Below are 24,538 nucleotides of genomic sequence, written 5' to 3' on the forward strand. Positions count from 1 at the left end.
TTCGCCTTCGCACCGGATCCTTACCGCTGCGGCGGATTCGCCGGGAGGCTTTCCGGCCGCCGCGCGCGGGCCTGCTCTCGACGGAAGCGCGCCGGCGTGGTCTCGAACGCGGCGCGGAACGCGCGGGAAAACGCGGATTCCGACTGGTAACCCGACCGGGCGGCGACCCTCGCGACCGTCTCCTCGGTCGAGGTCAGCAGTTCCGCGGCGGCCATGAGCCGCACGCGGGCGAGGAAGGCGCCGACGGTCGCGCCGGTTTCGTCGGTGAAGTGGCGCAGGAAACTCGCCCGCGACATCGCCGCCTCACAGCTCAGCCGTTCGATCGACCAGCCGGCCGCCGGATCGCGCAGAATCCCTTCGACAGCGCGGGAAATCCGGCCGTCCGTGGCTGCCGTCCACAGGGTGGCGGTCGTGGCCGCGCCTCGCGAGGTCCGCAGCACCATCGCCAGCAGCACCGTGCACAGCGACGCCAGGATGGCCGCCGTCCCCTCGCCTTCCCGCTCGGCCTCGCGCCGTAGCAGGACACTCAGCATGCGCAGCACCTCGTCGCTCTCGGCCACCTGGCCGAAGGACACGTGCACCGGATCCGGCAGGCTGCGGAAGAGCAGCCGCCCCGCGCCGGTGCCGAAGACGTAGTGCCCGCAGAACAGGTCGATCACCGGGTCGCCGGCGCCGGGCTCGCTGAGCGTGCGGATCAGCACCTCGCCCGGCGTCTCGGTGGTACCGCGCGGTTCTCCCGGCCCCACGGTGAAGATGCGGTGCGGTGCCCCGCTCGGAAGCAGCACCATGTCCCCGGCACGCAGGTGCAGCAGGGTGCTGCCCGCCTGCAGCCGGCATTCGCCCTCCAGGAGCACGTGGAAGGGTGCCTCGAACGGTGCCCGGCGCGCGGCGTCCATCCGGGTGCCTACCCCGAGCACCCCGAGCAGACACCGCCGCTCCAGACGCGCTTCGAGCTGCGCCATGCGCAGCAACCGGTGATCGAATCCATGGTGGCACTTTCGGGCGGAAAACCGAGACTGACAGGCCTGGTTGTACCACTTCCGGCCCCGGCACACTCGGGGGATGGACACCACGGCCCTCACTGCGCATCTCGTCGTCGTCGGATTCGGCAAGGGCGGCAAGACCGTCGCGCACGCCTACGCCGAAGCCGGCGAACGCGTCGTGCTCATCGAGCAGTCCGCGGACATGTACGGCGGAACGTGCCCGAACGTCGGCTGCGTGCCCACCAAGATGCTGGTCCACTACTCGGGCGGGAGACGTCTCGCCGACGACGCGCAGGAGTACTTCGCCGGCTCGGTGGCCGGGGTCCGCGCGCTCACCAGCGCCTTCCGTGCCGGCAACTTCGAGTCGCTGAACGGGCGGGACACCGCGACCGTGCTCACGGGTGCGGCCAGTTTCGTCGACCCCCACACGGTTTCCGTGGGCGATGGCCAGGATCGCATCACCGTCACCGCACCGGTCGTCCTCGTCAACACCGGCTCCGAGCCGGTCGTCCCGCCGGTGCCCGGGCTGACTGCGAGCCCGCATCTGGTGAGCAGCACGCAGCTGACGAAGACGACCAACCTGCCCGAACGGCTCGTGGTGATCGGCGGTGGTTACCTCGGCCTCGAGTTCGCGTCGATTTACCAGCGCTTCGGCACGCACGTGACGATCCTCGAATCGGCAGGACGGCTGCTGCCGCGGGAGGACGAGGACATCGCCGCGGCCGTCACCAACGTCCTCGAAGGCGACGGAATCACGATCATCACCGGCGCGAAGGTCACCGAAGTCCGCGACAACGGCGCCACCTCGACCGTGCAGTACGAAAAGGACGGTCAGCAGCTGAGCGTCGAGGCCGGCGCACTGCTGCCCGCGACGGGGCGCCGGGCGGTGACCGCGAACTTGCGGCTGGACGCGGCGGGAGTCCTGACGAAGGCGAACGGCGCGATCGAGGTCGACGAACATCTGCGCACCAGCCAGCCGCACATCTACGCGCTCGGCGACGTCAACGGCGGCGAACAGTTCACCTATATCTCCCTCGACGATGCCAGAATCGTGCTCGACGACCTGCTGGGACAGGGCAAGCGCACCACAAGTGACCGCCGAGCGGTGCCGCACACCCTGTTCACCACGCCGCCGCTGGCCACTGTCGGCCTGACCGAGGCGCAGGCACGCGAACAGGGGCTGAACATCAAGGTCTCGCGCGAGAAGGTGGCCGACATCGTCGCCATGCCGCGCGCGTACGCGATCGAAGAGACCCGCGGGGTCATGAAGTTCATCGTGGACGCCGACACCGACCTGATCCTCGGCGCCGCGCTGCTGGTCGCCGAAGCCCAGGAGGTCGTCAACACGGTGGCGCTGGCCATGCGGCACAACGTGACCGCCACGGAACTACGCGATTCGATCTACACGCACCCGAGCATCACCGAAGGCCTCAACGAGGTTTTCGACAAGGTGGTCTCCTGAGGCACCCCGCACTGCGGAAGCGCCGGGCGCCCGGGTTCGTCACGGGGATCCTTCCGCGCTGAGCCTGCGGTGCAACGACTTGCGGTACCGGTGGTGAACCGCCCGGCCCTTCCGGCGGCGGGTCCGGCCCGGCGGACGGGGCGAGGTGGTGTTCCGCGGCGCCCGGCGCCGCAGGGGCAACTCCCGGGTCCACGCGGACTGCATGCGTGTTCCGTCGACCAGGGAAAGCACATCGGGGCTCACCCCGGCCCGCAACCGTGCCGCCAGTTCCGGCGCGGTGGTCGCCAGCCCGACGTACACCGCCCGCACGAGGTTCCGGGCCGCCCGCGGCGACCGCCCGGTGCCCGCGGCGACCTCCAGCAGCACCGCTTCCCCTTCCCTCATCCACGCTTCACGAGGTCCGGGCAGCCGGGGCAGACGCAGTTTTGCCTGTTCGACCGGCGGCAGGCACCGCAGCAGCGCCTCGAGGGCGACCTCGACGACCGACCGGTCGTTCCCCATCTGCCATTCCTCGCGTGGCCCGCCCAGCACCACCTTGGATACGATCATGACCCTGTCCCTCCACGCCGGAGCAGCACCCGGTAGCGGTCCGCCCCGCCTGCCGCGCACAGGCGAGGGCCGCTGAGCCGGAACTGCCGGAAGTGCCCGCCTCACCCGATCAGCTGCACTCCCCCTGGATCTGTACCCGGTAGAGCGAGGTCTAAACCGGCGGCGCACGGCGTCGGACGCCCGGTTTCGTCCTCCCGCGGCGGGGTAGCCGCTGCCGGTCCGCGACTCCGGGCCGCAGAGGAGGAAACTGTGTTCCGGCACACCAAACTGCAGCAGTTCGAAGCCAAACCAGCCAAGCCCGATCCGGTCTACGCGCACAAGCTGCAGGAGCTGATCGGCGGCGCGTACGGCGAGATGACCGTGACCATGCAATATCTGTTCCAGGGGTGGAACTGCCGGATCGAAGGCAAGTACAAGGACCTCATCATGGACACCGCGACCGAGGAGATCGGGCACGTCGAAATGCTCGCCACCATGGTCGCCCGGCTGCTCGAGGGCGCACCGGCCACGGCGACCGCGGAATCGGTCAAGGACCCGGTGATGGCCGCCATGCTCGGCGGGATGGACCCGCAGCAGGCGATCGTCTCCGGCGGCGGGGCGACCCTCGCCGACTCCAACGGCCAGGCCTGGAACGGCAAGTACATCGTGGGCGTCGGGCAACCTGCTCGCGGACTTCCGGGCCCATGCCGCGGCCGCGGCACAGGGCCGGCTGCAGACCGCCCGGCTGTACAACATGACCGACGACCCGGGCGTGAAGGAGATGCTGAAGTTCAACCTCGCACGCGACACCGTGCACCAGAAGCAGTGGCTCGCCGCGATCGAGGAGCTGAAGGCCGACGGACTCGAAAGCGACATCGCCCCGACCGCGTTGTTCGACGTGGAGAACCAGGAGCACAACAACGACGTCTGGCATCTGTCCGACGGCTCCGGCGGGCCCGGTACCGCGCCGAAACCGGACCCGGACCTGTACGGCACCTACGCGGCCGGCCAGAACAGCCGCGTCACCGCGAAGGGGAAGGCCAAGTCGGTCAAGAACAAGCTCAGCTGAACCCGGGTAGGTGCCGGGCCGGCACGCTGCTGCCCGGCAGCGGAAGGTGGGGACCATGGACGTGACAGTGGCGGATCTGCGCGGACTTCTCGGATCGCCGGACGACGGTGCGATCCTCGTTCTCGTGGAGGGCCGCCTGCGCACCGTGCCGGCCGATGCCCGTGACAGCGGCGCGATCCCGGTCATCTCGCGCGCCGCACTGGACGAGCGTCTCGAAGGGCGCCCGGCCACCGACCGGGAGCTGGAGCTGATCGCGGCGACCCTCACCACCGGCATCGCCGAACAGGGGGCCTGAGTGCCCTGGGCCCACCGGTCACCAACCGCATCCGGGTGTCCGCCGGATCCGTCCACTCGGGAGCGCGGACGCGGACCGTGCTGCCCGCCCGGGTGGCGTCTCGTAAGCTGGTGCGCCAGAGTGCGGGCCGACGAGCCTGCGACACCGGAGGAGCACGACTGTGAAGGGCCGGCACCGGGAGCTGCTGTGGCAGGCGATCGCCACTCCGGCCGAAGAACCGGACCGTCGCGACGGCTGGGCCGAGGGGGTGTGTGTGGCCTGCACCCAGACCATGGACCAGGTCGACGGGGCGATCCTGTCGCTGCGTGGCACCGGGCGGTCGCAGGAGGTGCTGGGCGCCAGCGCCCCCTGGGCCACCCGATTGTCGGAGTTGCAGTACACCGCGGGCGAAGGCCCCGGCGTCGAGGCCTTCCGCGCCGGGAGCCCGGTACTCGTGCCGGACCTGGCCGCCGATCAGGTGCGCTGGCCCGGCTTCGCCCAGTCCGCGCTCGCCGCAGGACTGGGCGCGGTCTTCGCGTTCCCCCTGCAGTTCGGCGCGATCCGGCTCGGCACCTTCGAGCTGGCCCGCCACCGTCCTGGCGGGCTGAGCAGCGCGGAGGCGAAGGACGCCGCACTGGCCGCCGACCTGACCACGACTGCCCTGCTCCGGCATTCCCGCGAGGCGGCCCGCGCCGGGCACGAGTTAGCGCCCCGCACGATGGTGTCCTACCAGGACGTGCACGTCGCGACCGGCATGCTCGCCGCCCGGCTGGGCATGAGCCTCGACGACGCGTTCACCCGCCTGCGAGCCCACGCCTACACCACGAACCGGTCGGTCCTGGACGTGGCCCGGGATGTACTGGAGCGCCGCAGCACCCTCGAGGAGTCGGCCGAATGACCCGCCCATCCGAAAGAAACACCAGTCACCACGCGGCGCGCGGAGCGACCGCGGTCCTGCCGCCGGAAGCCTCCGAGGCACTGGCCGCGATCACCGCGCGACTGGTCGGGCGCCCGGACAACGGCACCGTGCTGCGCCTGATCACCGAGGCCGGTGTCGACCTGCTCGGGGCGAACGCGACCGGGGTGCTGCTGCTCGACGCGCATGGGGAACCCGCTGTCGCGGCCGCGTCGGACGAGACCGCGCAGTTCGTGGAGCTGCTGCAGACCCACGTGCAGCAGGGCCCCTGCGTCGAGTGCATCACCTCGGCCACGCTCGTCACCGCACCGGATCTCGGGCGCGAACGGAACCGCTGGCCCGGTTTCGTCCCCGCGGCGCTGGAGGCCGGGTACCACGCGGTGGTCGCGATCCCGCTCCGGCTGGACGGCGCCGCGGTCGGCGGGCTGAACCTGCTGTACGAACCGCGGACCACGCTGGAGCCGTGGCAGCTCGCCCTGGCGCAGGTCACGGCGGACCTCACGGTGCTGGCCCTGGTGCAGGAGCGCGGCGAGCGCCGGACGGACCGGCTGCTCGAGGCCACCGTCGGTGCGCTGAACGACCGGGTCCAGCACGGCCAGGCGATCGGCGTGGTCGCCGGCACGCTCGGGATCTCGCCGGACGCGGCGCGCGCACTGGTGCGCCGGTACACCGCCCGGCACGACCGCGTCCAGCGTGAAATGACCGGCGCGCTCATCGACGGCACCCTCGCGCCGGCCGACCTCACCGGCTGAGCCGGAGAAGCGGCTGACCCGGGAAGAGGCCGGCCGGACGGCGGACCGGCCGGCCCACAGCACCGGTCCGGCCCCACAGCGTCGGTCAGGCCGCGCCGAGCTGATCGATCGCCGCGACCTCGTCCTCGGACAAGGTGAGGCCGGCCGCGGACAGGTTGCGCACCATCCGGTCGCGGTGGGCGGATTTGACCGTCACGGCGACACCATGATGCAGGTTCCACGCGACGACGACTTCCTGCACGCTGCGGTCGTGCGCCCGCGCGATGGATACCAGGACAGGGTCATTCAGATCGGTGCTGCGCAAGGGACTGTGCGCGCTCAGCACCACTCCGCGCGCCGCGAGGGCCTCGGCGAACGCGGGGGCGTACTCCCCCGGCCCCCATTGGCGCTGGTTCACCGCCGGGTACTGGCCCGTCGCTTCGTGCAGGGCGTCGATCAGCTCGATCGAGTAGTTGCTGACGCCGATGGCACGCACGAGGCCTTCCTCCCGCGCCCGGGCGAACTCACCCCAGCTGGTGACGCCCGGGTACCCGCCGGGTGGCCAGTGGATCAGCCACAGGTCGACGTGGTCGACGCCGAGTGCGGTGAGGCTTTCCTCCAGCGTGCGCCGTTCGAGCCCGACCCGGTCCGGCGGCATCTTGGTGGTGACGAACAGGTCCTCGCGCGGGACGCCGGTCTGCGCCAGCGCCGCGCCGATGGCCTCTTCGTTGCGGTAGCGCGTGGCGGTGTCGACGAGCCGGTAGCCCTCCTCCAGCGCGGCCAGTACCGCCTCGGTGGCCTGTGGCCCACGCATCGGATGGGTGCCGTAGCCGATCAGCGGCATCGGCAGGCCGCCGAGGTCGGCGACGGGTACCCGGTCCACTTCGGACTGTGGTCGCGCGGTCACGGGGTTCTCCTCCTGCGATCGTGGGTCAGTACAGTTCGACGAGCCGCAGCGGGGTCTTCGCGAGCGGCTCCGCTCCGGACGCGGTGACCAGCACCGTTTCGGCCAGCTCCACCGCTCCCCCGTCCGGCACCTCGACGGCCAGGTGGACGCCGAGCACCGTGCCCGGTTCGGCCGGCACCTCGCTCGAGCGCGCCAGGCGCAGCGCGCCGCCACCCCGCAACGCGAGGATCCGGGCGGTCCCCGGCCGGTCGCCGAACTCCCGTGCCGCGGCGGCGTAGCCCTCCCGCAGCGGTGCGCCGGGACGCACCGCCGCGATCAGTGCTTCCGTTGCGGCGGCACAGGATTCTCCTGCCGCACGGAGTGCCGGTCGGGCCTTGCTGAGCACCACGGTGGCGGTGGCGAGGCCTTGGCGCCCGCCGGCCAGGTCTGCGGGATGGTCGACCGCGGCGCTGCCGAAGGCCGCCGCGGTCGCCCGGGTGCGGTTCCAAAGGCGGCCTGAAAATGCTGACCAAGGGCATGTGCGCCGACCTCGGCCCGGCCGGGGTCCAGGTCAACGGCCTGGCCCCGGGCTACTTCGACACCGAGCTGAACGCCGCGCTGGTCGCCGACGAGGACTTCAGCGCCTGGATCCGCGGCCGCACCCCGGCCGGCCGCTGGGGCACGGTGACGGACCTGGTCGGCACGCTGCTGTTCCTGTGCTCCCCCGCCTCGGATTTCGTGAGCGGCCAAGTGGTTTTCGTGGACGGCGGGATGACTTCGGTGCTCTGAGCCGCCGCCTACCCGACCAGCAGCGAGGCCGCACGGGCGCGCCGGGCCAGTACGGACGTGCGCCCTGCCGTGGTGAACTCGTAACGCACCGCAACGTCCGGATAGGACACCAGCCAATCCCCCAGTTCCGCCACGGCGAACCCGGCGAAGGCCCGCGCTGCTGTGCCGCGCCATCGCCGGGTGCCAGTGTGCAGGATGTGCACTTCTTGTCCGGCAGCGTTCGCGAGGTCGAAGGCGAAGGCCAGCTTGGCGGGGCGGATTCGCCAAGCATCGATCCCGACGACGACCGGACCGCCGCCCACCGGCCCGCCGGCGAACGCGATCGGAACGGCCGCGCCACGCACCAAGCCGCGCACCGGAATCCCCGCGTCCGCGGCGACGACGAGCAGCGCCGCGTCGAGTTCGGCAGCGCATCCGAGCACCTCGCCCGCGCCACCGGCCTCGACCCCGGACACCTCCAGCGCGGGCCAGGCCTCGGTCACGGCGGCGACGGCCTCGTCGACGCATGCATCCGGGACCAGGCGCACCGCCAGAGCCGCCGGCTCGAAGACGGCGGGCCACCAGGTCGTACTGGCGATGACGAGGCTCGTGCCCCGGCCGGCTGCCGCGAGCGCAGCCCAGTCCAGGGCATGCTCGGCGCGCGGGCTGCCGTCGAACGCGACGACGACCGGCCCGCAGACCGCCGCGGCACTGTCCACCGCTGTCCTCCGTCCGTTCCGCGGGCGATCGCTCAGGTGCTCCCGCCCCGGTCCAGCAGCAGCGCCCGCCGCGCGGAGCCGACGTGGTGGCGCATCGCGGCGGCGGCCGCCTCCGGGTTGCGGGTGAGGATGGCCAGCAGGATCGCCCGGTGCTCGGCCAGCGAGCCGGACCGCGGATGCCGCGCCGAGATGTTGCGGTACTGGCGCATCACCAACGGATAGAGCAGCGTGTCGTAGGTACGCGCCAGCGTGGCCTGGTGGGCAGCCGCCTTCACCTGCTGGTGAAACGCCCGGTTGCCCCTCGAATAAGCCGTCTGGTCACCGCGTTCCTGCGCCAGCTCCATCTGTTCCAGGGTCCGCGCCAGCCCCTCGATCTCCCGGTCGGTGGCGCGCTCCGCGGCCTTGCCCGCGAGCGCCGCCTCCAGGGTTTCGCGCGCTTCGAGGATGTCGGCTGCCTCCTCGATGGTGAAACTCCTCGTGCGGACGCCCCGGTTGGCTTCGCTGGTGATGTACCCCTCCTGGGCCAGCCGCACGAGCACGGAGCGGATCGTCCCGCGGGACACGGCGAACCGGCTCGTCAGGTCCGCCTCGGTGAGCCGGGTGTTCGGCTCGTAACCACCCGAGAGCAGCACTGTGCGCAGTTCCTCGTACACCTGGCCGTAGCGCGTGGTGGTGGCCTTGCCGTCGCCGTTGTCCACGTGGCCCTAACCCGGCAGCCCCGGATACAGCCGGCGTGCCGTACCCGCGAAGATCTCCCGCTGCTCCGGCTCCGGAACCTCGGCAAGGACCTGACGGGCCAGCGCGACGAGTTCCGGCAGCGACTGCTCGGCCGCGGGCAGGTTCGATCCCCACGCGATCCGCTGCGCGCCGAAGGAAGCCAGCACCGGGTCGAGGAACGCGGCGGCCTCCTTGCCCGCGTCGCGGAGGGGTTCCAGGTTGCGGTGGGTCAGCTTCAGGTGCAGGCCCGGATGCACGGCGAGTTCCGCCACCGCGGCTCCGGCGTCCGCGGGCGAATCGGTGATCTCCGGGTAGCCGAGGTGGTCCAGCAGCACCCGCACCGACGGGAACCGCTCCAGCAGCGCGACCAGCTGCGGGGTCGCCGGGCCGAGCCGCATCTGCAGGCACACCGTGACTCCCAGCTCGCCCGCGCGTTCCCAGAACGGGTAGGTCTCCGGCGCCGCAAACCACTCGCCCTGCACCGGAACGGTGCTGCCGCTGGTGAACAGCCGTACGCCGGACAGACCGCCGTCACCGGTCACGGCCGCGAGGTGCTCGGCCGCGTCCGGCCGCAGCGGGTCCACGGTCCCCACCGCGAGGAACCGGTCCGGGCGCCGGGCCCGACTGTCGAGCACGTAGGAGTTGTCGTAGCCGTACGCGGTCGTGGCCTGCACCAGCACGGACTGGGTGATGCCCGCCTCGTTCATCCGCTCGGCCATCCCGTCCGCGGTGACCGGGCGGGTGGTGGCCCAGCCGGACTGCTTGCCGCCCAGCGGGGCACGCGGATAACGCGCGAGGTCGGCGGAGACGACGTGGCAGTGTGTGTCGACGATGTCCATGGGCTGTCCCTTTCTCGGGAGATTCAGGCGTCCGGGTAGTCGCCCTCGGCGAACAGCCGCCGGGGTTCGGCGGGGAAGTCCGCGTCGAGCAGGCCCTGCTGGCGGGAGAACTCCACGAGTGCCCGCAGGCTCCGGTCGTTCCGGTCCGCGCCGTACGGGATCGGGTCGGCACCGAGCTGCCGGGCCTGCTTCCCCAGCCGGGGAAGTGCCGACCACTCGGGGTCCGCGGCGACCTGAAGGCGTTTGCTTTCCGCGAAGGCGGCGTACAGCGCGCTCGGCAGGCCGGGATCACGTTCGACCAGCTCGCGGCGCAGCGCGATCACCGAGTGCAGGGGATAGATCCCGGTGCGCAGGTGCCAGTCGGTGGCGAGCACGTCGTGGTCCGGGAACAGCGGGTAGGGCTCGCCGGCCGCACCGGGTGGTTCCTCGGCCGGCGCCGACCAGCCGGCCAGCGGGGCACCCGCCCGGCCGGTGCCGGCGTTGCCGCTCAACGCGGCGTCGATCTCCCCGGCCCGCAGCAGCGCACCCAGCGAACGGCCGTCGGTGACCCGTTCGACGTTCGCCGGCGCGCGGCCCTCGATGTGGTCCTCGTCGTCGACGACCCAGGTCACCGACCCGAGGTCGAGGCCGTACTCGGCGTGCAGGATGCCGCGGACCCACACCCCGGTGGTGACCGTGTAGGCCCGCACCCCGATCCGCTTGCCCGCGAGATCGCCGGGGAACCGGACTCCGGACGCCGCGGCGCACTGCACGTCGGCGTGGTGGAAGCGGCGGTTGAGGAAGACCGGGATCGCGGTCAGCGGCACCCCGGCCTGCACCGCCATCAGGTAGGAGGTGGGGGCGAGCTCGCACACGTCGAACTCGAGGTCCCGGACCATCCGCCGGTACGCCCCGATGACCGGGCTGACCTGCACCGGCTCGATCGCGTAGCCGGGGACTTCGGTGTCCCCGCCGAGCAGCGCGCGCCCGTGCGCGTAGTCCCCCAGTACCGTGGACAGCTTTTCCATGTTCTGCCTTTCTGAGTCGGGGATCGCGGGTTCAGCCACCGAGCCGGGAGGCACGCACGTCCAGGGCGGCGCAGGTCGCCTCGACCAGCTCGTCGAACGTGACCGGCCGCGGCAGCACCTGCTGCTCCCACGCGTAGCGCGCGACCTCGGTGACCGGCCCGCGCAGCGCCTCGAACCCGACGGGCTTGAGGTTCACCGGCCCGGCGGTGGCTGCGGTGGCGGCGGCCAGCGCGTCGTACACCGCGAGCACGGCCTTCGCCTCCGCCCGCGGATCGAAGGCCACCACGTGGTTGATCGGGGCGAAACCCTTGTGTACGGCCCATTCCCCGGCGACGCCGAGGGCATCCGGAATCGCCGTGGTGATCCGCTCGTCCGAGGGCAGCTCGTTGCCGAGGATCGCGTAGTCCACCCGGCCGGCGAGGAATTCGGCCGGCAGCTTCACGCCGTCCGGCGCCCGGCGCACCCGCTCCGGGTCGGTGTACTCGGGAAGGTGGCCGTCCTCGTAGGTGATCCAGTCCACTTCGGACAGATCGAGACCGTACTGCCCGGACAGGAAACCACGCACCCACACCCCGGTGGTCTGGCTCCACGACCGCACGCCGACCGTCCGCCCGCGGACCCGTTCGACACCCGGCTCGCCCAGGGTCACCAGCGTCTGGTGCTGGTGCCGGCCGAGTGCCGTGATCGGCAGCAGCGCCACCGGTTTCCCGAAGGCGACGGCCTGCAGCAGGGTCACCACGGCGAGCTCGCACACCTGCGCGGCGCCCTCGTCGACGAATCCGCGGGACGCCTTGTGCACCGGGCGCACGTCGAGGCGCTCCGCCCCGCCCCCGGCCGCTTCGACCGCCGCCGCGGCGAGCTCGTCGGAGCCCAGCACGATCTTCATCTTCCGGTTCCTCTCCTGGTCACGCACACTCACACGTCCTCGCCGTACTGGATGCGCCGGTAGGGCACGCTGAGCACTTCGCGGGTGATGCGGACGTCGATCACCGTCGGGCGCGGCGCACGCACGTACTCGCCCAGCGCGGTACGCAGCTCCCCGGTGCTGCGCACGGTCGCCCCGTCACCGCCCAGCGCCCGCGCGACCGCGCCCAGCTCCGGGGTCGGGATCACCGCGAGCCCGGGGTCGAGGCCCTTCGCGCTCGCTTTGTGGTACTCCGCACCGAGACCCTCGTCGTTCAGCACGACCACGAGTACGGGAAGCCGGTAGCGGCAGGCGGTTTCGAACTCCGGCAGGTGCATGAGGAAGCTCGCGTCGCCCTCCACGACGAACAGCGGCTCGCCACCGCCGGCCACGGACGCGCCGATCGTCAGCAGCGGCGCCTGCCCGATCGCCCCGAACATCCCGTAGTTGGAGGTGACCTCGCGGGAACGCTGGAACAGCATGGTGCCGAAGTCGGTCTGGTGCCCGCTGCCGAGCACCAGTCCGATCTCCGGGGGCAGCTCGGCGTCGATCACTTCGATCGCCTCGCGCGGGTCGAGCAGACCGGGTTCGCGGCGGTACTCGGCGGGGTCGGTCAGGGGCGCGGTGAGCCGGCCGTGCACGTCGGGCGTGTGGAAGCCTTCCAGCTGCACACCCCGCCGCTCCAGCGCGGTGGTCAGTGCGTCCAGCCCGCTGACGGCGTCCGCCTGGAGGTAGCAGTCGGCGACGCGGCCGTTGCCCATCACCACGTTCGGCGCGGTGTCGATCTGCACGAACTTCGCGTCCGGGAACAGGTATCCGCTTTCGATCGTGTAGTGGTTGAGGCTCGCGCCCACCGCCACCACGCAATCGGCCTCCTGCAACAGCTCCATCGCGACCTTGCTGCCGAACAGGCCGGCGATGCCGACGTGGTACCCGGTCCGGCCGTGCAGCCAGTTCTTCGCTTGCAAAGTGGTGGCGAGCAGCGCGCCGGTCCGCTGCTGCAGGGCGAGGACCTGGTCCGCCGCCCCGGCCTGGCGTGCGCCCCGCCCGGCGATGAGGACCGGATGCTTCGCCGCGGCGAGCAGTTCGGCGGCCTGCGCCACCCGGTCCGGATGGGGCAGCAGCTGCGGCGCCGGAAGCAGTTCGGTGGACGGCGCGTAGGGCAGGTCGTCCTCGAACTCCTGCAGCTGCACGTCGATCGGCGCGCTGATCATCACCGGCCGGGATTCGGTGCGGGCGAGGTGGAAGGCCCGCCGCACCACTTCGTGCGCGGAATCCGCCTTGGCCACCCGCAGGAACGCGCATTCGATCGCGGCGGCGAACCGCCGCTGGTCGAGGTACTGCACCGCGGACTCGTCCCCGAGCGGCGTCTCGCCGCAGAACGCGACGAGCGGGATCCGCGCCCGGCTCGCCACGATCATCGAGGTGGCCAGCTGCGCGGTGCCCGGACCGCTCGTGGTCGTCACCACCCCGGGCCGGCCCGACGCGCGGGCGAACCCGTGCGCCATGCTCAGCCCCGCACCCTCGTGCCGCACCTCGTAGAGCCGGGTGCCGTGCCCGGCGAGCGCGTTCATCCAGTGCATGTTGGCGTCGCCCATCATGCCGAACACGTCGGTGACGCCCTCGGCGGCGAACGCCGCGGCCAGTGCTTCGTAGACTTTCACCGCGCGGCCTCCCGCTGCTGTTCGTGGTGGTTGATCCGGTCGCGCAGGCGCGGGAAGACCCGCAGCGCGTTGCCGCCGTAGATGGCGCCGCGGTCCTCCGGCGTGATCGAGCCGATGGCGTCCAGCTGGGCCAAGGTGTCGTCGAACCGATGGCCGGTCTCGGGATCGACCGAGCGGACCGCGCCGATCATCTCCGAGGCGAACAGCACGTTCGCGGCGGGGATGACGTCGGTGAGCAGTTCCAGGCCGCGCCGGTGGTACACGCAGGTATCGAAGAAAACGTTGCCCAGCAACGCTTCCTCCAGCGGCGGACGACCACGGTCCAGCATCATCCCGCGGTAGCGGCCCCAGTGGTACGGCACCGCGCCGCCGCCGTGTGGCAGGATCAGCCGCAGAGTGGGAAAATCCCGGAACAGGTCCGATTCGCACAGCTGCATGAACACGGCGGTGTCGCCGTTGAGGTAATGCGCGCAGGTGCCCTGGACCGCGTCGTTGCGCGACATCGCCACGTGCACCATCGCGGGCACGTCCAGCTCCACCATCTTCTCGTAGAGCGGGTAGTAGACCCGGTCGGTCAGCGGCGGAGCCTGCCAGTAGCCGTCGGAAGGGTCCGGGTTGAGCAGGCAGCCGACGAACCCGAGCTCGCCGACGCAGCGCTCCAGCTCGGCGGCCGAAGCCCGGACCGAGCCGGCCAGCGCGGCACCGGGTGACTGCGGCAGCTGGCAGACCGGCGCGAACCGGTCCGGGAACAGGTCGCAGACCCGCGCGATGAGATCGTTGCTGACCCGCGACCACACCAGGCTGGTCTCCGCGTCGCCGTAGTGGTGCGCCATTTTCCCGGCACCCGGAGAGAACAGCGTGAGGTCGGTGCCGCGTTCGCGCTGCAGCTTCAGCTGGCCCTGTTCGATCGCGTCGCGCAGTTCGTCGTCGTGGATGCGCAGCTCGTCCGGCGAGACGCGCGCGCCGGATTCCTCGAACGCGGCGATCTGGCGCTCGCGCCACTTCCCGAGCGCGGGCGGAGCAGTGGTGAAATGCCCGTGGCAGTCGATGATCATGGTACCTCCGAGGGGATCAGCCGCGGCCGGTCAGCGCACGGCCCCGGTCCAGGCCGGGGTGGCTGCGCACCGGAGCGGTCATGAGGAAGCGGTAGCCCTCGCCGATGACCTGCTCGGCGTTCCCGGCGGTGACGTGCGGGTGCCCGACCGCCACGCCGTGCTCCAGACAGGTCGCCACGATCCGGTTCCGGGCCCGCTCGAGCAGCGGATGCTCGAGCTGCCGCGGCACGCCCAGTTCCTGGCTCAGGTCGCCCTCGCCGATCAGGACCAGCCCGATCCCGGGCACCTGCTCGAGGATGGCGGGCAGGTTCTCGATGCCGAGCTGGTCCTCGATCTGGATCACCACGAGGATTTCGCCGTCCGGGTCCAGCGGCCACACGTCGGCCTTGGCGTAGTAGTCCTGAGTGGACAGGCCCCAGTACCGGGCGGCCGCGGCGGGCGCGTCACCGCGGATACCGGCGGGTTCGTAGCGGGCCGCGTCGGGCAGCCGGGGATAGCGGCAGGCGGCCACCGCGTTGCGGGCCTCTTCGACCCGCGAGATGTGCGGCCAGACAATACCGTACGCACCGAGGTCGAGCGCCTGTTTCGCGTGCCACTGCCCGAGTTCCGCGCCGTTGACCGGTACCCGGACCAGCGGCGTGGGCGACGCGGCGAGCGTGCCGGATTCGAGGATGCGCCGCCGGTCGAGCAGGTACTGCAGGCTGTCCCGCAGGTTCGCCGCGTCCCAGGGCTTGTGCTCGGCTTCGAACACCAGACCGTCGTAGTCCACGGTCGCGAAGTCCCGCGCCGCGGCCGGTTCCGGTGGCACGAACGCCGCGAACGCGTGCTGCCCCGCTTCCAGGGCGCCGATCACGCTATTGAGCCTTGCCACTGCGCACCTCGCTCGGGTTGTCCTGTCGCTTGTGGACGATCCGCTGCCACCACGCCCGCAGCCGGCTCCAGACCGTGCGCCGCGGCGCCGGGACGACCGCGGTGCTGCCCGCGCATCGGCGGACGAGTTCGTCGGAAAACTCTTTGGTCATCCGGGAAACCACCGCGCCGGCACCGGCTTCGATCAGTGAAGCGAGCTTGCCCGCGAGACTGACCTCGCCGGTGACCCGGACCCAGGAGCCCCCGGCGTCCTCGGTCACGCGGAAGGTGGCGTGCGCGGAGAACCGCGTGGCGCCCTGCCCGTCCCGGCCGCGGGCGGAGAGCCGTCCTTCCCGTTCGGGTTCCTCCAGGTCCAGCGACATGCGGGCGCCGAACCGCACCCGCACCGCGCCGAACTTCACGACCAGCGTGCCGTCGAAAGAGCCGTCCTCGTGCGATTCGCCGAGTTCGGCACCGCTGATGCACGACACCACCTGGCCGGGATCGGACACGACCTCCCACACCCGTTCCGGCGGCGCGGGGACCGGGATCTCCTCGTCGATCTTGATCAAAGCTGTGACCTCGCTTGGCGGTTCGCCGGCGGTCTGCACGACACGGACCCGGCAGCCAGATTGTTTAACAACTTTCCTCGGCACCGTAGCAGTGTGTCCCCGCATCCAGCAAGAACTTGTTCACCTGACTGGTTTTTGATCGACATGCCGCCAGTGGTCGTCTGAGTTTGTTTAACAACTTTCCCCACTGAGGTTCGCGTCGCGGCGCCACCCCGAAAGTGCGCCGCGACCTGCCGGAAGCCGGAAGGCCGCCACGCTCGACACTCCGTCAACCGACCAAGATTGTTAGACGATGCAGCGGCAACCTGCTTGAAACACCCTGGGCGACGGCGTACGGTCGCTGACACTGTTCAACATTCCGGGGTGTCCGCCCGGTCGTCGGGTGACCACGCTCCGGCACCGCGCCACCCCGCCCCCGGCTCCAGCGCATCCGAGGAGTAGTCCCATGGCCAGGCCCCTGTCCGTCGCGGTGAAGTCCTATCCGCACACGGAGTTCCTCACCGATCCCGCGTTCACCGCGGGCGGGCGTCCCGTCACCCTCGCCGCGGCCGATCCGATCTACCGCGCGTTCGCCCCGATGGTGCGCGAACTGCGCTACGACGTCAGCGAGCTGGCACTCGCCACCTTCCTGCAGGCCCACGAGGCCGGCGTGCCGATCTCGCTGCTGCCGGTCGCGCTGAGCGGCGACTTCCACCACCATTCGCTCACGCGCTGGCCCGGTTCGGCCGAGCTGGCGCCGGCGGAGCTGGCCGGCCGCAAGGTGGGCGTGCGTGCCTACAGCCAGACCACCGGCCTCTGGGTCCGCGGAATCCTGCACGAGGAGTACGGCCTCGACGCCGAGGACGTCACCTGGGTGACCGTCGAGGAACCGCACGTCGCCGAGTACGAGGAGCCCTCGAACGTCGTGCGGACCAGCGGCAAGCTGCTCGAGGTGCTGCGCCGCGGCGAGGTCGACGCCGCGGTGCTGGGTCCGCCCGCGCTCGACAGCGCCGAAGGTCCGCTCGTGCCGATCATCCCCGGCTGGCGCGCGGCCGAGGAGGCGTGGGGCGTCCGGCACGCGACGGTGCCGATCAACCACCTGCTCACCGTCCGCCGGGACCTCCTGGACCGCGAACCCGAGACGGTGGCCGAGCTGCTGAAGGCCTTCGGCGCCCGCATCGACGAACGCAAGGCCGCCGATCCCGCGCCCGGTCCCCGCGTTCGCGCCCTGCGGTACGGCGTCACGGACGAGCTGGTCGCCGGGCTCCAGGTCGCCATCGACTACGCCCTGCGGCAGAACGTGATCCGCACGCCGGTGACGGTGGAAGAACTGCTCGGCGACTTCACCCGCCATTTCGGCGACCGGGCCTGACCCCCGGCCACCGCCCCGTCCGCTCCGACCGACCCGAGGTGCCATGTTCAGCGTCGACACGCACACCCACATCATTTCCCCCGACACCACCGCCTACCCCGCCGCGCCGCTGGGCGGGCACCGCTCGGAATGGTCACGCGAGCGGCCCGCCGACCTCGACGAGCTGCTGCGCCAGGCCGATGCCGCCGGGGTGGAGCACCTCGTGCTGGTCCAGGCTTCGACGGTGTACGGGTTCGACAACAGCTACGTCGCCGACCAGCTGGGCCGGCACCCCGGCCGGCTCAGCGGCGTCTGTTCGGTCGACTTCCTCTCGCCGAAGGCCGTCGACGATCTGGGCCACTGGATCGGCGAACGCGGCTTCTCCGGGGTCCGCATCCGCGCCGCGGACGGGACGACGGCGGTGCCGACCCCGGGCCGCGGGCTCGACGACGAGCGCATGACGCCGGTGTGGGAATTCCTTTCCCGGCACCGGGTTCCGGTGTGCATCCAGATGCACGCCCAGCACGCGCCGGTGCTCGCCGGGCTGCTCGCGCGGTACCCCGGGCTCACCGTGGTCCTCGACCACGCGGCGCGCCCGCGGCTGGACGCGGGCACCGACCCGTACCCCACTGCCGACGGCCTGCCGCGGCTCAGCGAGACCGGCCGGGTCTTCGTCAAGCTGACCCCGCCCGCCGTCCTGCGCGCCCAGCGCGAGGCCGGGTCGGCAGAACCGCTGTTCCGCGCCCTGGTCGGCGAATTCGGCGCGGCACACGTGCTGTGGGGCTCCAACTTCCCCGCCTCCGCCGGCTCGCTGAGCGAACTGGCCGCGCTCGTCCGGGCCGCGCTGCCGGAGCTCGGCGACGCCGAGCTGGCCCTGATCACCGGGGGCACCGCGGCCCGGCTGTACGGCCTGCCCGCCACGGGAGGACGGTGATCCCGTGCACGGAAACCGGAAGCACCACCGCGGATCCGCGCCGAGGCGCCGCCGCATGCTCCGCCTCGGCGTCCTCGCGGTCCTGATCGCGCTGCTCGGCACCGCGTGCAGTGAGCCGCCGCCGGTACCCGACGCCCGCAACCTCGGCGAGCTCTACCGGGCCGCGAAGGCGGAGGGCCAGGTCATCTGGTTCGCGCCGAAACCCGAGGCGCAGATGCGCCCGGCCATCCGGGCGTTCGAGAAGAAGTATCCCGGGATCACCGTCAAGTACACCAACAAGAAGGCCCCGGACCTGGTCACCCAGCTCAACGTGGAGCAGGCCGCGGGCCGCGTGAGCTTCGACGTCTCCAACGCGGGCGGCCTCACCGTACTGCCCTCGCTGGACATGGCCGCGCCGGTGGACTGGTCGGCCTACCAGGTGCCCGGCGACCAGATCTTCGACGGCAACTTCGTCTACGTCTGGGCCGTGCCCAAGGTGTGGGCCTACAACACCGACGCCCTGCCCGCCGGCGCCGCCCCGCGCGACTGGGACGGCCTGCTCTCCCCGCGGTGGAACGGCGGCAAGCTCACCGTCGAATCACGCGGATCGTTCATGACGGTGTGGGCCCAGGACCGGGCACTGGGCACGGACGCAGGGCTGCGGTTCGCTTCCCGTCTCGGGCAACTGCATCCGCACTACACCGACAACACCACCCAGGCGCACACCAACGTGATCTCCGGGCAGACCCCGGTCGGCACCGACCTGATCAACCTCGTGCTGGCCGACCGCGCCAAGGGCGCCCCGATCGCGGTGGCCCCGGTCGGGCCGACCAACGCGAACAAGGCCTACCTGTTCGTGCCCGACGGTTCGCCGCATCCGGCCGCGGGACGGCTGCTCACCGCGTTCCTCGCCTCACCGGAGGGGCAGTCGGCGCTGGTCGGCAGCTACAACTCGATCATCCCGGACGACACCGACTGCTCGCAGGCCGGCCGCAACCCGGTCGTGGCCGCCCTCTGCCAGGCCGGTGTCGGGTGGTTCAGCGAGACCGACATCCGGCAGTACCAGCAGTTCGCAGACTTCTTCCCCCAGGTCGAGCACGCTTTGGGCACCGACGTGAACTGACGCCATCCCGCCGCCCCGTTTGGAGACTCCACCGATGCAGTCCGGCACCCGGGTCGCCCCCGCCGCACCACCTCGCCCACCCGACGACTCCGTCCGGCCACCTCGCCGGGACCGCGTCCTGACCGCCGTGAACATCGCCATCGGCGTCCTGCTCGCCTACCTCGTGCTGTTCCCACTGGGCATGCTCGTCTACAGCAGCCTCAAGGACAGCGAACTGAAGCTGCCCTTCCAGATCCCCGGCTTCACGCTGGGCAACTTCGGGAAGGTCTTCTCCTCGCCGCGGGTGCTCGAGGTCGCGGTCAACTCGCTGATCTTCGTGGTCGGCACGGTGGCGCTCGCGCTGATCGTGAGCGTCAGCCTCGCCTACCTGTTCGAGCGGACCGACCTGCCCGGCCGCCGGTTCCTCGCGCCGAGCACGCTCGCGCCGATGGCGGTGCCGGCCACCGTGATGGCAGTGGCCTGGGTACTGGCGGCCAACCCCGCGAACGGTCCCCTCGCGATCCTCGCGCGGCGGGTCTTCGGTCTGCCGGTCGACATCTATTCGCTGCCCGGGATGATCCTGGTGGCCGGGATCTTCGGTGTGCCCAGCATGTACCTCATGGTCGCGCCGGCCTTCGCCCGGCTGAACCTCGAGTTCGAGGAGGCCGCGGCGACGTCGGGGGCCGGCTGGCTGACCCGCACCCGCAAGGTGGTGCTGCCGCTGACCGTGCCCGCGATGAGCGCGGCCGCGATGCTGCTGGCGGTGGTCGCGCTGGAGGAGTTCGCGATCCCGTCCATCCTCGGCACGCCGGACCAGATCTTCGTCTTCAGCAGCCTGGTCCAGGCGGCCCTGCAACCTCCGTCGGGCCTGGCCGACTACGGCCGCGCCAGCGCCTACGGGGTGCTGCTGGTGCTGCTGTCGCTGGTGATGATCGCCGTCTACCGGCGCCAGACCCGGGAGTCGCACCGGTTCCGCGTGGTGAGCGGCAAGGGCTACCGCGCCACGCCGGTGCGGCTGGGCCGCTGGCGGATCCCCGCGGCCGTGCTGGTCACGCTGTACGTGCTCGTCGCGATCGTCATCCCCATCCTGACCCTGGCGTGGACGAGCCTGACCCCGTTCCTGCAGCCGGTCAGCCTCGGGAACCTCGGCGATCTCGGCTTCGGCAACTACGCGGCGATCTTCGACGATCCGAGCCTCACCCACGCGATCGTCAACACTCTGGTGATCAGTCTCGTCACGGCGACCCTCACCGCGGGCTTCGGGCTGTGGCTGGCACTGGCCTCGGCACGGGGCGGGCGCGCCGGGCGCACGCTGTTCGACCTGTCGTTCCTGGTCTTCGCCGTGCCCAGCGTCGTGCTCGGGGTGGCGGTGCTGTTCCTGTACCTGTTCCTGCCCATTCCGGTCTACGGCACGATCTGGATCATCGTCATCGCGCTCACCACGCGCTACATTCCGCGGGCCTCGCGCATGACCCAGACCGCCCTGCTTCAGCTCGACGGCGGGCTCGAGGAGGTCGGCCGGGTTTCCGGCGCCCGGCGCGCCGTGGTGCTGCGGCGCATCGTGCTCCCGTTGATCGCTCCCTCGGTCACCCGTACCTGGCTATGGGTCTTCGCGAACGCGCTGGGCGAGCTCCCGATCGCGCTGCTGCTGTCCAGTTCGGACAATCGCACCGTCGTGGTGCTGCTGTGGGACATGATCGGCGAGAGCGCGAACTATCCCGAGGCCAGCGCGCTCGCCGTGCTGCTGCTCGCCGTCTCCGCCGGTGCCGTGTGGTGGGTCAACCGCCGTGGCTACCAACAACACATCTGAGGTGTCGTGACCATGCAGAACACCGTCGTTCCCGAACCCGCCGTGGCGATCTCCGGGCTGGAGAAGCACTTCACCCGCAAGCAGAACGGCGAAGTGAGCCTCGCCGTCGACAATGTCGGCTTCACCGTGGCACGCGGCAGCTTCTTCACGCTGTTGGGGCCCAGTGGCTGCGGCAAGACGACCACCCTGCGCTGCCTCGCCGGGCTGGAAAGCGCCGACCGCGGCGAGATCGCCATGAACGGCAGGTCTGTCTTCTCCGCCGGCGCGCGCCGGGACGTGGCGCCCGAGGACCGGCCGATCGCGATGGTGCCGCAGTCCTACGGGATCTGGCCGCACATGAAGGTCTTCGACAACGCCGCGTTCCCGTTGCGCCACGGTCGCACGACCTGCTCCCGCGGCGAGGCGCGGACCCGGGTGCTCGCCATGCTCGACCAGGTGGGCCTCGCCGAGTACGCCGACCGGTGGTCCACCCAGCTCAGCGGCGGCCAGCAGCAACGGCTCGCACTGGCCAGAGCCCTGCTGTGCGAGCCGGAAGTACTGCTGCTCGACGAGCCACTGTCCAATCTGGACGCCAAACTGCGGGCCCAGCTGCGGGCCGAACTGCGCTCCTTCCAGCAGAAGTTCGGGGTCACGACGATCTACGTGACGCACGACCAGGGCGAGGCGCTGGCCATGTCCGACACGATCGTGGTGATGAACCGGGGCCGGATCGAGCAGATCGGTGCACCGGCGGAGATCTACGACTCCCCCGCGTCCCGGTTCGTCGCCGATTTCGTCGGCAGCGCCAACCTCGTCGCCGGCGTGGTCGACCGGCACGACGGCGACGTGATCGAGGCCAAAACGGCCATCGGGACCGTGCGGTGCGCACGGTTCACGACCCCGGCCGAACCCGTGTCCCCCGGCCGTGAGCTGCATGTGTGCGTCCGCCCGGAACACGTGCGCGTGCTTACCGCGGCGACGGCCACGACCGAGCCGAATGTCTTCACCGCACGCGTGACCGCCACCGAATACCTCGGCGACCGGCGCGAGGTGACCGTCGCCGTGGACGATCTGGTGCTGCGCGCCCACGCCGACGCCCACCTGGACGCCCGTCCCGGCGACGAGGTCCGGGTGGCGCTGGATCCGGAGTGGACGATCGCGCTGTGGACGTGAGGTCCGCGCTCACGCCTCGGGTTTCAGCTGGAGTGCGCGCCGCACCGCGGACAGGTGATGGCGCATGGCGGCCGCGGCCGCCTCCGGATTACGGGTGACGACCGCCGCGAGGATCGCCTCGTGCTCGTGGATGATCGTGGCGCGAGGGCGCGGGCGCTCGATGTCGCGGTACTGCCGCAGCACCAGCGGGTAAAGCAGGCTGTCGACGAACCGGGAGAGCGTGGCCTGCCGCGCCGCGCGGCGGATGAGCTCGTGGAACCGGCGGTTCAGCGCCGAGGATTCGTCCTGCCCGTCGGACTCCCGTCCCGCCCACATCCGTTGGCAGGTGTCGGTCAGCTCGGCGAGGTCCTCCTCGGTGGCCCGTTCGGCCGCCTTGGCCGCCAGCGCCGCCTCGAGGACCTCCCGGGTCTCGAGGATCTCGACCGCCTCGTCCTCCGAGAACGATCGGGCCCGCGCACTGCGGTTCGCCTCCGCGGTGACGTACCCCTCCTGCGCCAGCCGGGCGAGCACCGAACGCAGTGTGCCCCGGGAGACCTGCAGCCGGGCGGTGAGCTCGGATTCGGTGAGCCGCGAATCAGGCTGGTAATGCCCGGACAGGATCTGCGTCCGGAGATCGGAGTACGCCTGCGCGGCCCGCGTGGCACCCGGGTCCGCGCCACCGGCCCGGGACGTGCCCGGTTCCCTTTCGGCCATCACCGGCCTCCCTCCCGCACCGCCGCGTCGTTCGCCGTCGACCGCAAGATCCTACGGCCTGCGCTGCCGGGCCGCGGACCGCCGCCACCGGTGGCGAGCGCTGCGCCGAGGTACCTCAGCAAGCGTGCTTCGCGCCGGGAGTCCCCTCGCCGGCGTTGCCGTTGAACTTCGCGAGGAGTTCGGTGAGGGCGCGGACATCGTGCTCGAGCCACGAGTCGAGACGGTCACCCAGCCACCTGGTGCGCACGGCCTGGACCTCCGCGACCCGGCGGCGGCCGGGACCGGTGAGGGCGACCAGGTACGCGCGACGGTCGTCCGGAGCCGGAAGGCGGGCGGTGAGGCCGAGTTCTTCCAGCTGCTGCAGCTGCCGCGAGACGGTGGGCGCGGTGATGCCGATGTGCCCGGCCAGCGCGGTGGGCCGGCAGGGGCCGTGTTCGGCCAGGTGGGCCAGCAGGCCGTACGCACCGGCGTTGAGCCCCGGATGCGCGTCCCGGCCGAGCCGTCCCGACGCGGCATGGTCCCGGCGCACGAGGAGGGCGAACTCGCGTTCGAGGCCGGCGATCAGGTCCCCGTCCCGGATCATCGCGACCCGCCTTCCCTGCCGGGCCGTGGAACGGATGCGTCCACAGTGGTCACGACGATCCTTTCCCCTGGCATGCGAAGACGACATGGTCCCGGTACCTGCGGCGCAGCACTGTGCTCGGAGGCACCCGGCTGTTTCCCTGCCCGCGGGCACCCGGCGCGTCGAGGGGCACCCGCCGGGCGTGCGAGCGTCCACAGTGGATCTCGGCGCTTCCGAACCCTCCCGGAATTCAGCATGCCGACCCGGCGACGCGGTGTCAAGACCGAACGTTCTCTCTTGCTTGCATATCAGCCGTACTGAACGTTCTGTCTGCTACACTGACGGGATGGCGAGTACTGCGGGAGGTCACGTGTCCGAGGCGCGCGCACGGCTGCTGGCGACGGCCACCCGGATCTTCTACGCGGAGGGGATCCACTCGGTCGGGATCGACCGGATCGTCGCGGAGGCGAAGGTGACCCGGGCAACACTTTACCGGCACTTCGCCGGCAAGGACGAGCTCGTCGTCGCGTATCTGCAGGGCATCGACCAGGCCGAGCGCGACCAGATCGGCAGCGCACTCGACAGCGACCGGTCCGCGGCCGACGTCGTGCGGGCCGTCGCCGAGTCGATCGCCGAGGGCATCCAGTCGGACGTGTTCCGCGGGTGCGCCTACCTCAACGCCGCCGCGGAGTACCCGGACCCGGCCCATCCGGTGCACCAGACGGTCCTCACCCACCGGCAGTGGTTCCTCCAGACCGTGATCGACCTGTTCGCCCGGGTCGGGGACACCCCCGAGCCGGCGGGCCGCCATTTCGTGATGCTGCGAGACGGCGCCATGGCCGCCGGCTGCCTGTCCGACCCGAGCGCAGTGTGCGAAACGTTCCTCCGCGGCGTCGAAGGACTGCTGCAGTCCCGCATCGCCCCCGCATCGACCGGAACCGCCTGACCACCACCGTCCGGCAACCCCACGACGCCGCACTCACGACACCCGCGCATGCACAGGCGGCGCGAAGTCCCGCCTGCCCACGACGAT

26 protein-coding genes and 1 pseudogene are annotated in these 24,538 nt (G+C 71.3%); 12 read left to right on the forward strand and 15 right to left on the reverse strand.

Annotated features, from left to right (window positions below):
* Positions 1-20 precede the first annotated feature (20 nt).
* Positions 21-962, reverse strand: coding sequence for an AraC family transcriptional regulator (locus BJY18_RS07190; RefSeq protein WP_184778761.1), 942 nt, complete (start codon positions 960-962; stop codon positions 21-23).
* 100 nt (positions 963-1,062) lie between these two features.
* On the opposite strand from BJY18_RS07190, the gene BJY18_RS07195 reads away from it, so the two are divergent.
* On the forward strand, positions 1,063-2,445 hold the full coding sequence (locus BJY18_RS07195) for an FAD-dependent oxidoreductase (RefSeq protein WP_184778762.1): 1,383 nt from the start codon (positions 1,063-1,065) through the stop codon (positions 2,443-2,445).
* Positions 2,446-2,484: 39 nt separating this feature from the next.
* On the opposite strand, the gene BJY18_RS07200 is transcribed toward BJY18_RS07195, so the two are convergent.
* Positions 2,485-2,994, reverse strand: a complete 510-nt coding sequence (locus BJY18_RS07200; protein WP_184778763.1) for a DUF2267 domain-containing protein — start codon at positions 2,992-2,994, stop codon at positions 2,485-2,487.
* Positions 2,995-3,243: 249 nt separating this feature from the next.
* Between BJY18_RS07200 and BJY18_RS07205 the strand changes: the two are divergent.
* The 4 genes and pseudogenes from BJY18_RS07205 (at position 3,244) to BJY18_RS07220 (ending at position 5,984) form a co-directional block, all read left to right on the forward strand.
* Positions 3,244-4,042 (forward strand): annotated as a pseudogene (locus tag BJY18_RS07205) (manganese catalase).
* Positions 4,043-4,097: 55 nt separating this feature from the next.
* Entirely contained in the window at positions 4,098-4,337 is a 240-nt protein-coding gene (locus tag BJY18_RS07210) for a hypothetical protein (protein ID WP_184778764.1), read from the forward strand.
* A 160-nt stretch (positions 4,338-4,497) separates the two neighbouring features.
* The gene (locus BJY18_RS07215) at positions 4,498-5,214 is read left to right on the forward strand and encodes a GAF and ANTAR domain-containing protein (protein WP_312873767.1); all 717 of its coding nucleotides are present in this window, start codon (positions 4,498-4,500) and stop codon (positions 5,212-5,214) included.
* Complete coding sequence (locus BJY18_RS07220; RefSeq protein WP_184778765.1) at positions 5,211-5,984, forward strand: GAF domain-containing protein; 774 nt, start codon at positions 5,211-5,213, stop codon at positions 5,982-5,984. Before BJY18_RS07215 ends, BJY18_RS07220 begins: the two co-directional genes overlap by 4 nt.
* 85 nt (positions 5,985-6,069) lie before the next feature.
* Here BJY18_RS07220 and BJY18_RS07225 read toward each other — a convergent pair whose 3' ends face one another.
* Both BJY18_RS07225 and BJY18_RS07230 read right to left on the reverse strand, forming a co-directional pair.
* Entirely contained in the window at positions 6,070-6,870 is an 801-nt protein-coding gene (locus BJY18_RS07225; RefSeq protein WP_221457612.1) for an aldo/keto reductase, read from the reverse strand.
* Positions 6,871-6,895: 25 nt separating this feature from the next.
* Complete coding sequence (locus tag BJY18_RS07230) at positions 6,896-7,294, reverse strand: M24 family metallopeptidase (RefSeq protein WP_376774755.1); 399 nt, start codon at positions 7,292-7,294, stop codon at positions 6,896-6,898.
* 2 nt (positions 7,295-7,296) lie between these two features.
* Between BJY18_RS07230 and BJY18_RS07235 the strand changes: the two genes are divergently transcribed.
* Positions 7,297-7,638 (forward strand): SDR family oxidoreductase, encoded by a 342-nt coding sequence (locus BJY18_RS07235; protein ID WP_281393786.1) that lies wholly within the window; start codon positions 7,297-7,299, stop codon positions 7,636-7,638.
* Between the two features lie 8 nt (positions 7,639-7,646).
* Here the strand turns inward: BJY18_RS07235 and BJY18_RS07240 are convergent, their stop codons facing one another.
* From BJY18_RS07240 to BJY18_RS07280, 9 genes are read right to left on the reverse strand one after another with little or no spacing between them, the layout of a single operon-like run.
* The gene (locus BJY18_RS07240) at positions 7,647-8,336 is read right to left on the reverse strand and encodes a universal stress protein (protein WP_184778769.1); all 690 of its coding nucleotides are present in this window, start codon (positions 8,334-8,336) and stop codon (positions 7,647-7,649) included.
* A gap of 32 nt (positions 8,337-8,368) precedes the next feature.
* Positions 8,369-9,034, reverse strand: a complete 666-nt coding sequence (locus tag BJY18_RS07245) for a GntR family transcriptional regulator (RefSeq protein ID WP_184778771.1) — start codon at positions 9,032-9,034, stop codon at positions 8,369-8,371.
* 6 nt (positions 9,035-9,040) lie between these two features.
* Positions 9,041-9,892: an amidohydrolase family protein gene (locus BJY18_RS07250; RefSeq protein WP_184778773.1), complete on the reverse strand. Its 852-nt coding sequence runs from the start codon at positions 9,890-9,892 to the stop codon at positions 9,041-9,043.
* A gap of 23 nt (positions 9,893-9,915) precedes the next feature.
* Positions 9,916-10,899, reverse strand: a complete 984-nt coding sequence (locus BJY18_RS07255; protein WP_184778775.1) for a substrate-binding domain-containing protein — start codon at positions 10,897-10,899, stop codon at positions 9,916-9,918.
* Between the two features lie 31 nt (positions 10,900-10,930).
* Complete coding sequence (locus BJY18_RS07260; RefSeq protein ID WP_184778777.1) at positions 10,931-11,785, reverse strand: hypothetical protein; 855 nt, start codon at positions 11,783-11,785, stop codon at positions 10,931-10,933.
* Positions 11,786-11,814: 29 nt separating this feature from the next.
* Positions 11,815-13,467 carry a thiamine pyrophosphate-binding protein gene (locus BJY18_RS37705; RefSeq protein WP_184778780.1) on the reverse strand — a complete coding sequence of 551 codons (1,653 nt, stop codon included), beginning with the start codon at positions 13,465-13,467 and terminating at the stop codon, positions 11,815-11,817.
* Positions 13,464-14,522, reverse strand: coding sequence for an amidohydrolase family protein (locus BJY18_RS07270; protein WP_184778782.1), 1,059 nt, complete (start codon positions 14,520-14,522; stop codon positions 13,464-13,466). The genes BJY18_RS37705 and BJY18_RS07270 overlap by 4 nt, the downstream gene beginning before the upstream one ends.
* A 16-nt stretch (positions 14,523-14,538) precedes the next feature.
* Positions 14,539-15,393, reverse strand: coding sequence for an HpcH/HpaI aldolase family protein (locus tag BJY18_RS07275; RefSeq protein ID WP_184778784.1), 855 nt, complete (start codon positions 15,391-15,393; stop codon positions 14,539-14,541).
* Entirely contained in the window at positions 15,377-15,943 is a 567-nt protein-coding gene (locus BJY18_RS07280) for an SRPBCC family protein (RefSeq protein WP_184778786.1), read from the reverse strand. The genes BJY18_RS07275 and BJY18_RS07280 overlap by 17 nt, the downstream gene beginning before the upstream one ends.
* 445 nt (positions 15,944-16,388) lie before the next feature.
* Between BJY18_RS07280 and BJY18_RS07285 the strand changes: the two genes are divergently transcribed.
* The 5 genes from BJY18_RS07285 to BJY18_RS07305 are packed head-to-tail and all read left to right on the forward strand — an operon-like array spanning position 16,389 to position 22,250.
* Positions 16,389-17,294: a substrate-binding domain-containing protein gene (locus tag BJY18_RS07285; protein WP_184778788.1), complete on the forward strand. Its 906-nt coding sequence runs from the start codon at positions 16,389-16,391 to the stop codon at positions 17,292-17,294.
* A gap of 43 nt (positions 17,295-17,337) precedes the next feature.
* Positions 17,338-18,207, forward strand: a complete 870-nt coding sequence (locus tag BJY18_RS07290) for an amidohydrolase family protein (RefSeq protein ID WP_184778790.1) — start codon at positions 17,338-17,340, stop codon at positions 18,205-18,207.
* A gap of 55 nt (positions 18,208-18,262) precedes the next feature.
* Positions 18,263-19,309 carry an ABC transporter substrate-binding protein gene (locus BJY18_RS07295; protein ID WP_184778792.1) on the forward strand — a complete coding sequence of 349 codons (1,047 nt, stop codon included), beginning with the start codon at positions 18,263-18,265 and terminating at the stop codon, positions 19,307-19,309.
* 34 nt (positions 19,310-19,343) lie between these two features.
* Entirely contained in the window at positions 19,344-21,098 is a 1,755-nt protein-coding gene (locus BJY18_RS07300) for an ABC transporter permease (RefSeq protein WP_184778794.1), read from the forward strand.
* A 12-nt stretch (positions 21,099-21,110) separates the two neighbouring features.
* Positions 21,111-22,250: an ABC transporter ATP-binding protein gene (locus BJY18_RS07305; RefSeq protein WP_184778796.1), complete on the forward strand. Its 1,140-nt coding sequence runs from the start codon at positions 21,111-21,113 to the stop codon at positions 22,248-22,250.
* Between the two features lie 9 nt (positions 22,251-22,259).
* On the opposite strand, the gene BJY18_RS07310 is transcribed toward BJY18_RS07305, so the two are convergent.
* Positions 22,260-22,943 (reverse strand): GntR family transcriptional regulator, encoded by a 684-nt coding sequence (locus tag BJY18_RS07310; RefSeq protein ID WP_184778798.1) that lies wholly within the window; start codon positions 22,941-22,943, stop codon positions 22,260-22,262.
* Between the two features lie 115 nt (positions 22,944-23,058).
* On the reverse strand, positions 23,059-23,526 hold the full coding sequence (locus BJY18_RS07315; RefSeq protein ID WP_184778800.1) for a MarR family winged helix-turn-helix transcriptional regulator: 468 nt from the start codon (positions 23,524-23,526) through the stop codon (positions 23,059-23,061).
* Between the two features lie 325 nt (positions 23,527-23,851).
* Here BJY18_RS07315 and BJY18_RS07320 point away from each other — a divergent pair, with 325 nt between their 5' ends.
* Positions 23,852-24,451 (forward strand): TetR/AcrR family transcriptional regulator, encoded by a 600-nt coding sequence (locus BJY18_RS07320; protein WP_184778801.1) that lies wholly within the window; start codon positions 23,852-23,854, stop codon positions 24,449-24,451.
* The last annotated feature ends 87 nt before the right edge of the window (positions 24,452-24,538 follow it).

The organism is Amycolatopsis jiangsuensis (genome assembly GCF_014204865.1).
GTDB classification, from domain to species: Bacteria; Actinomycetota; Actinomycetes; order Mycobacteriales; family Pseudonocardiaceae; genus Amycolatopsis; species Amycolatopsis jiangsuensis.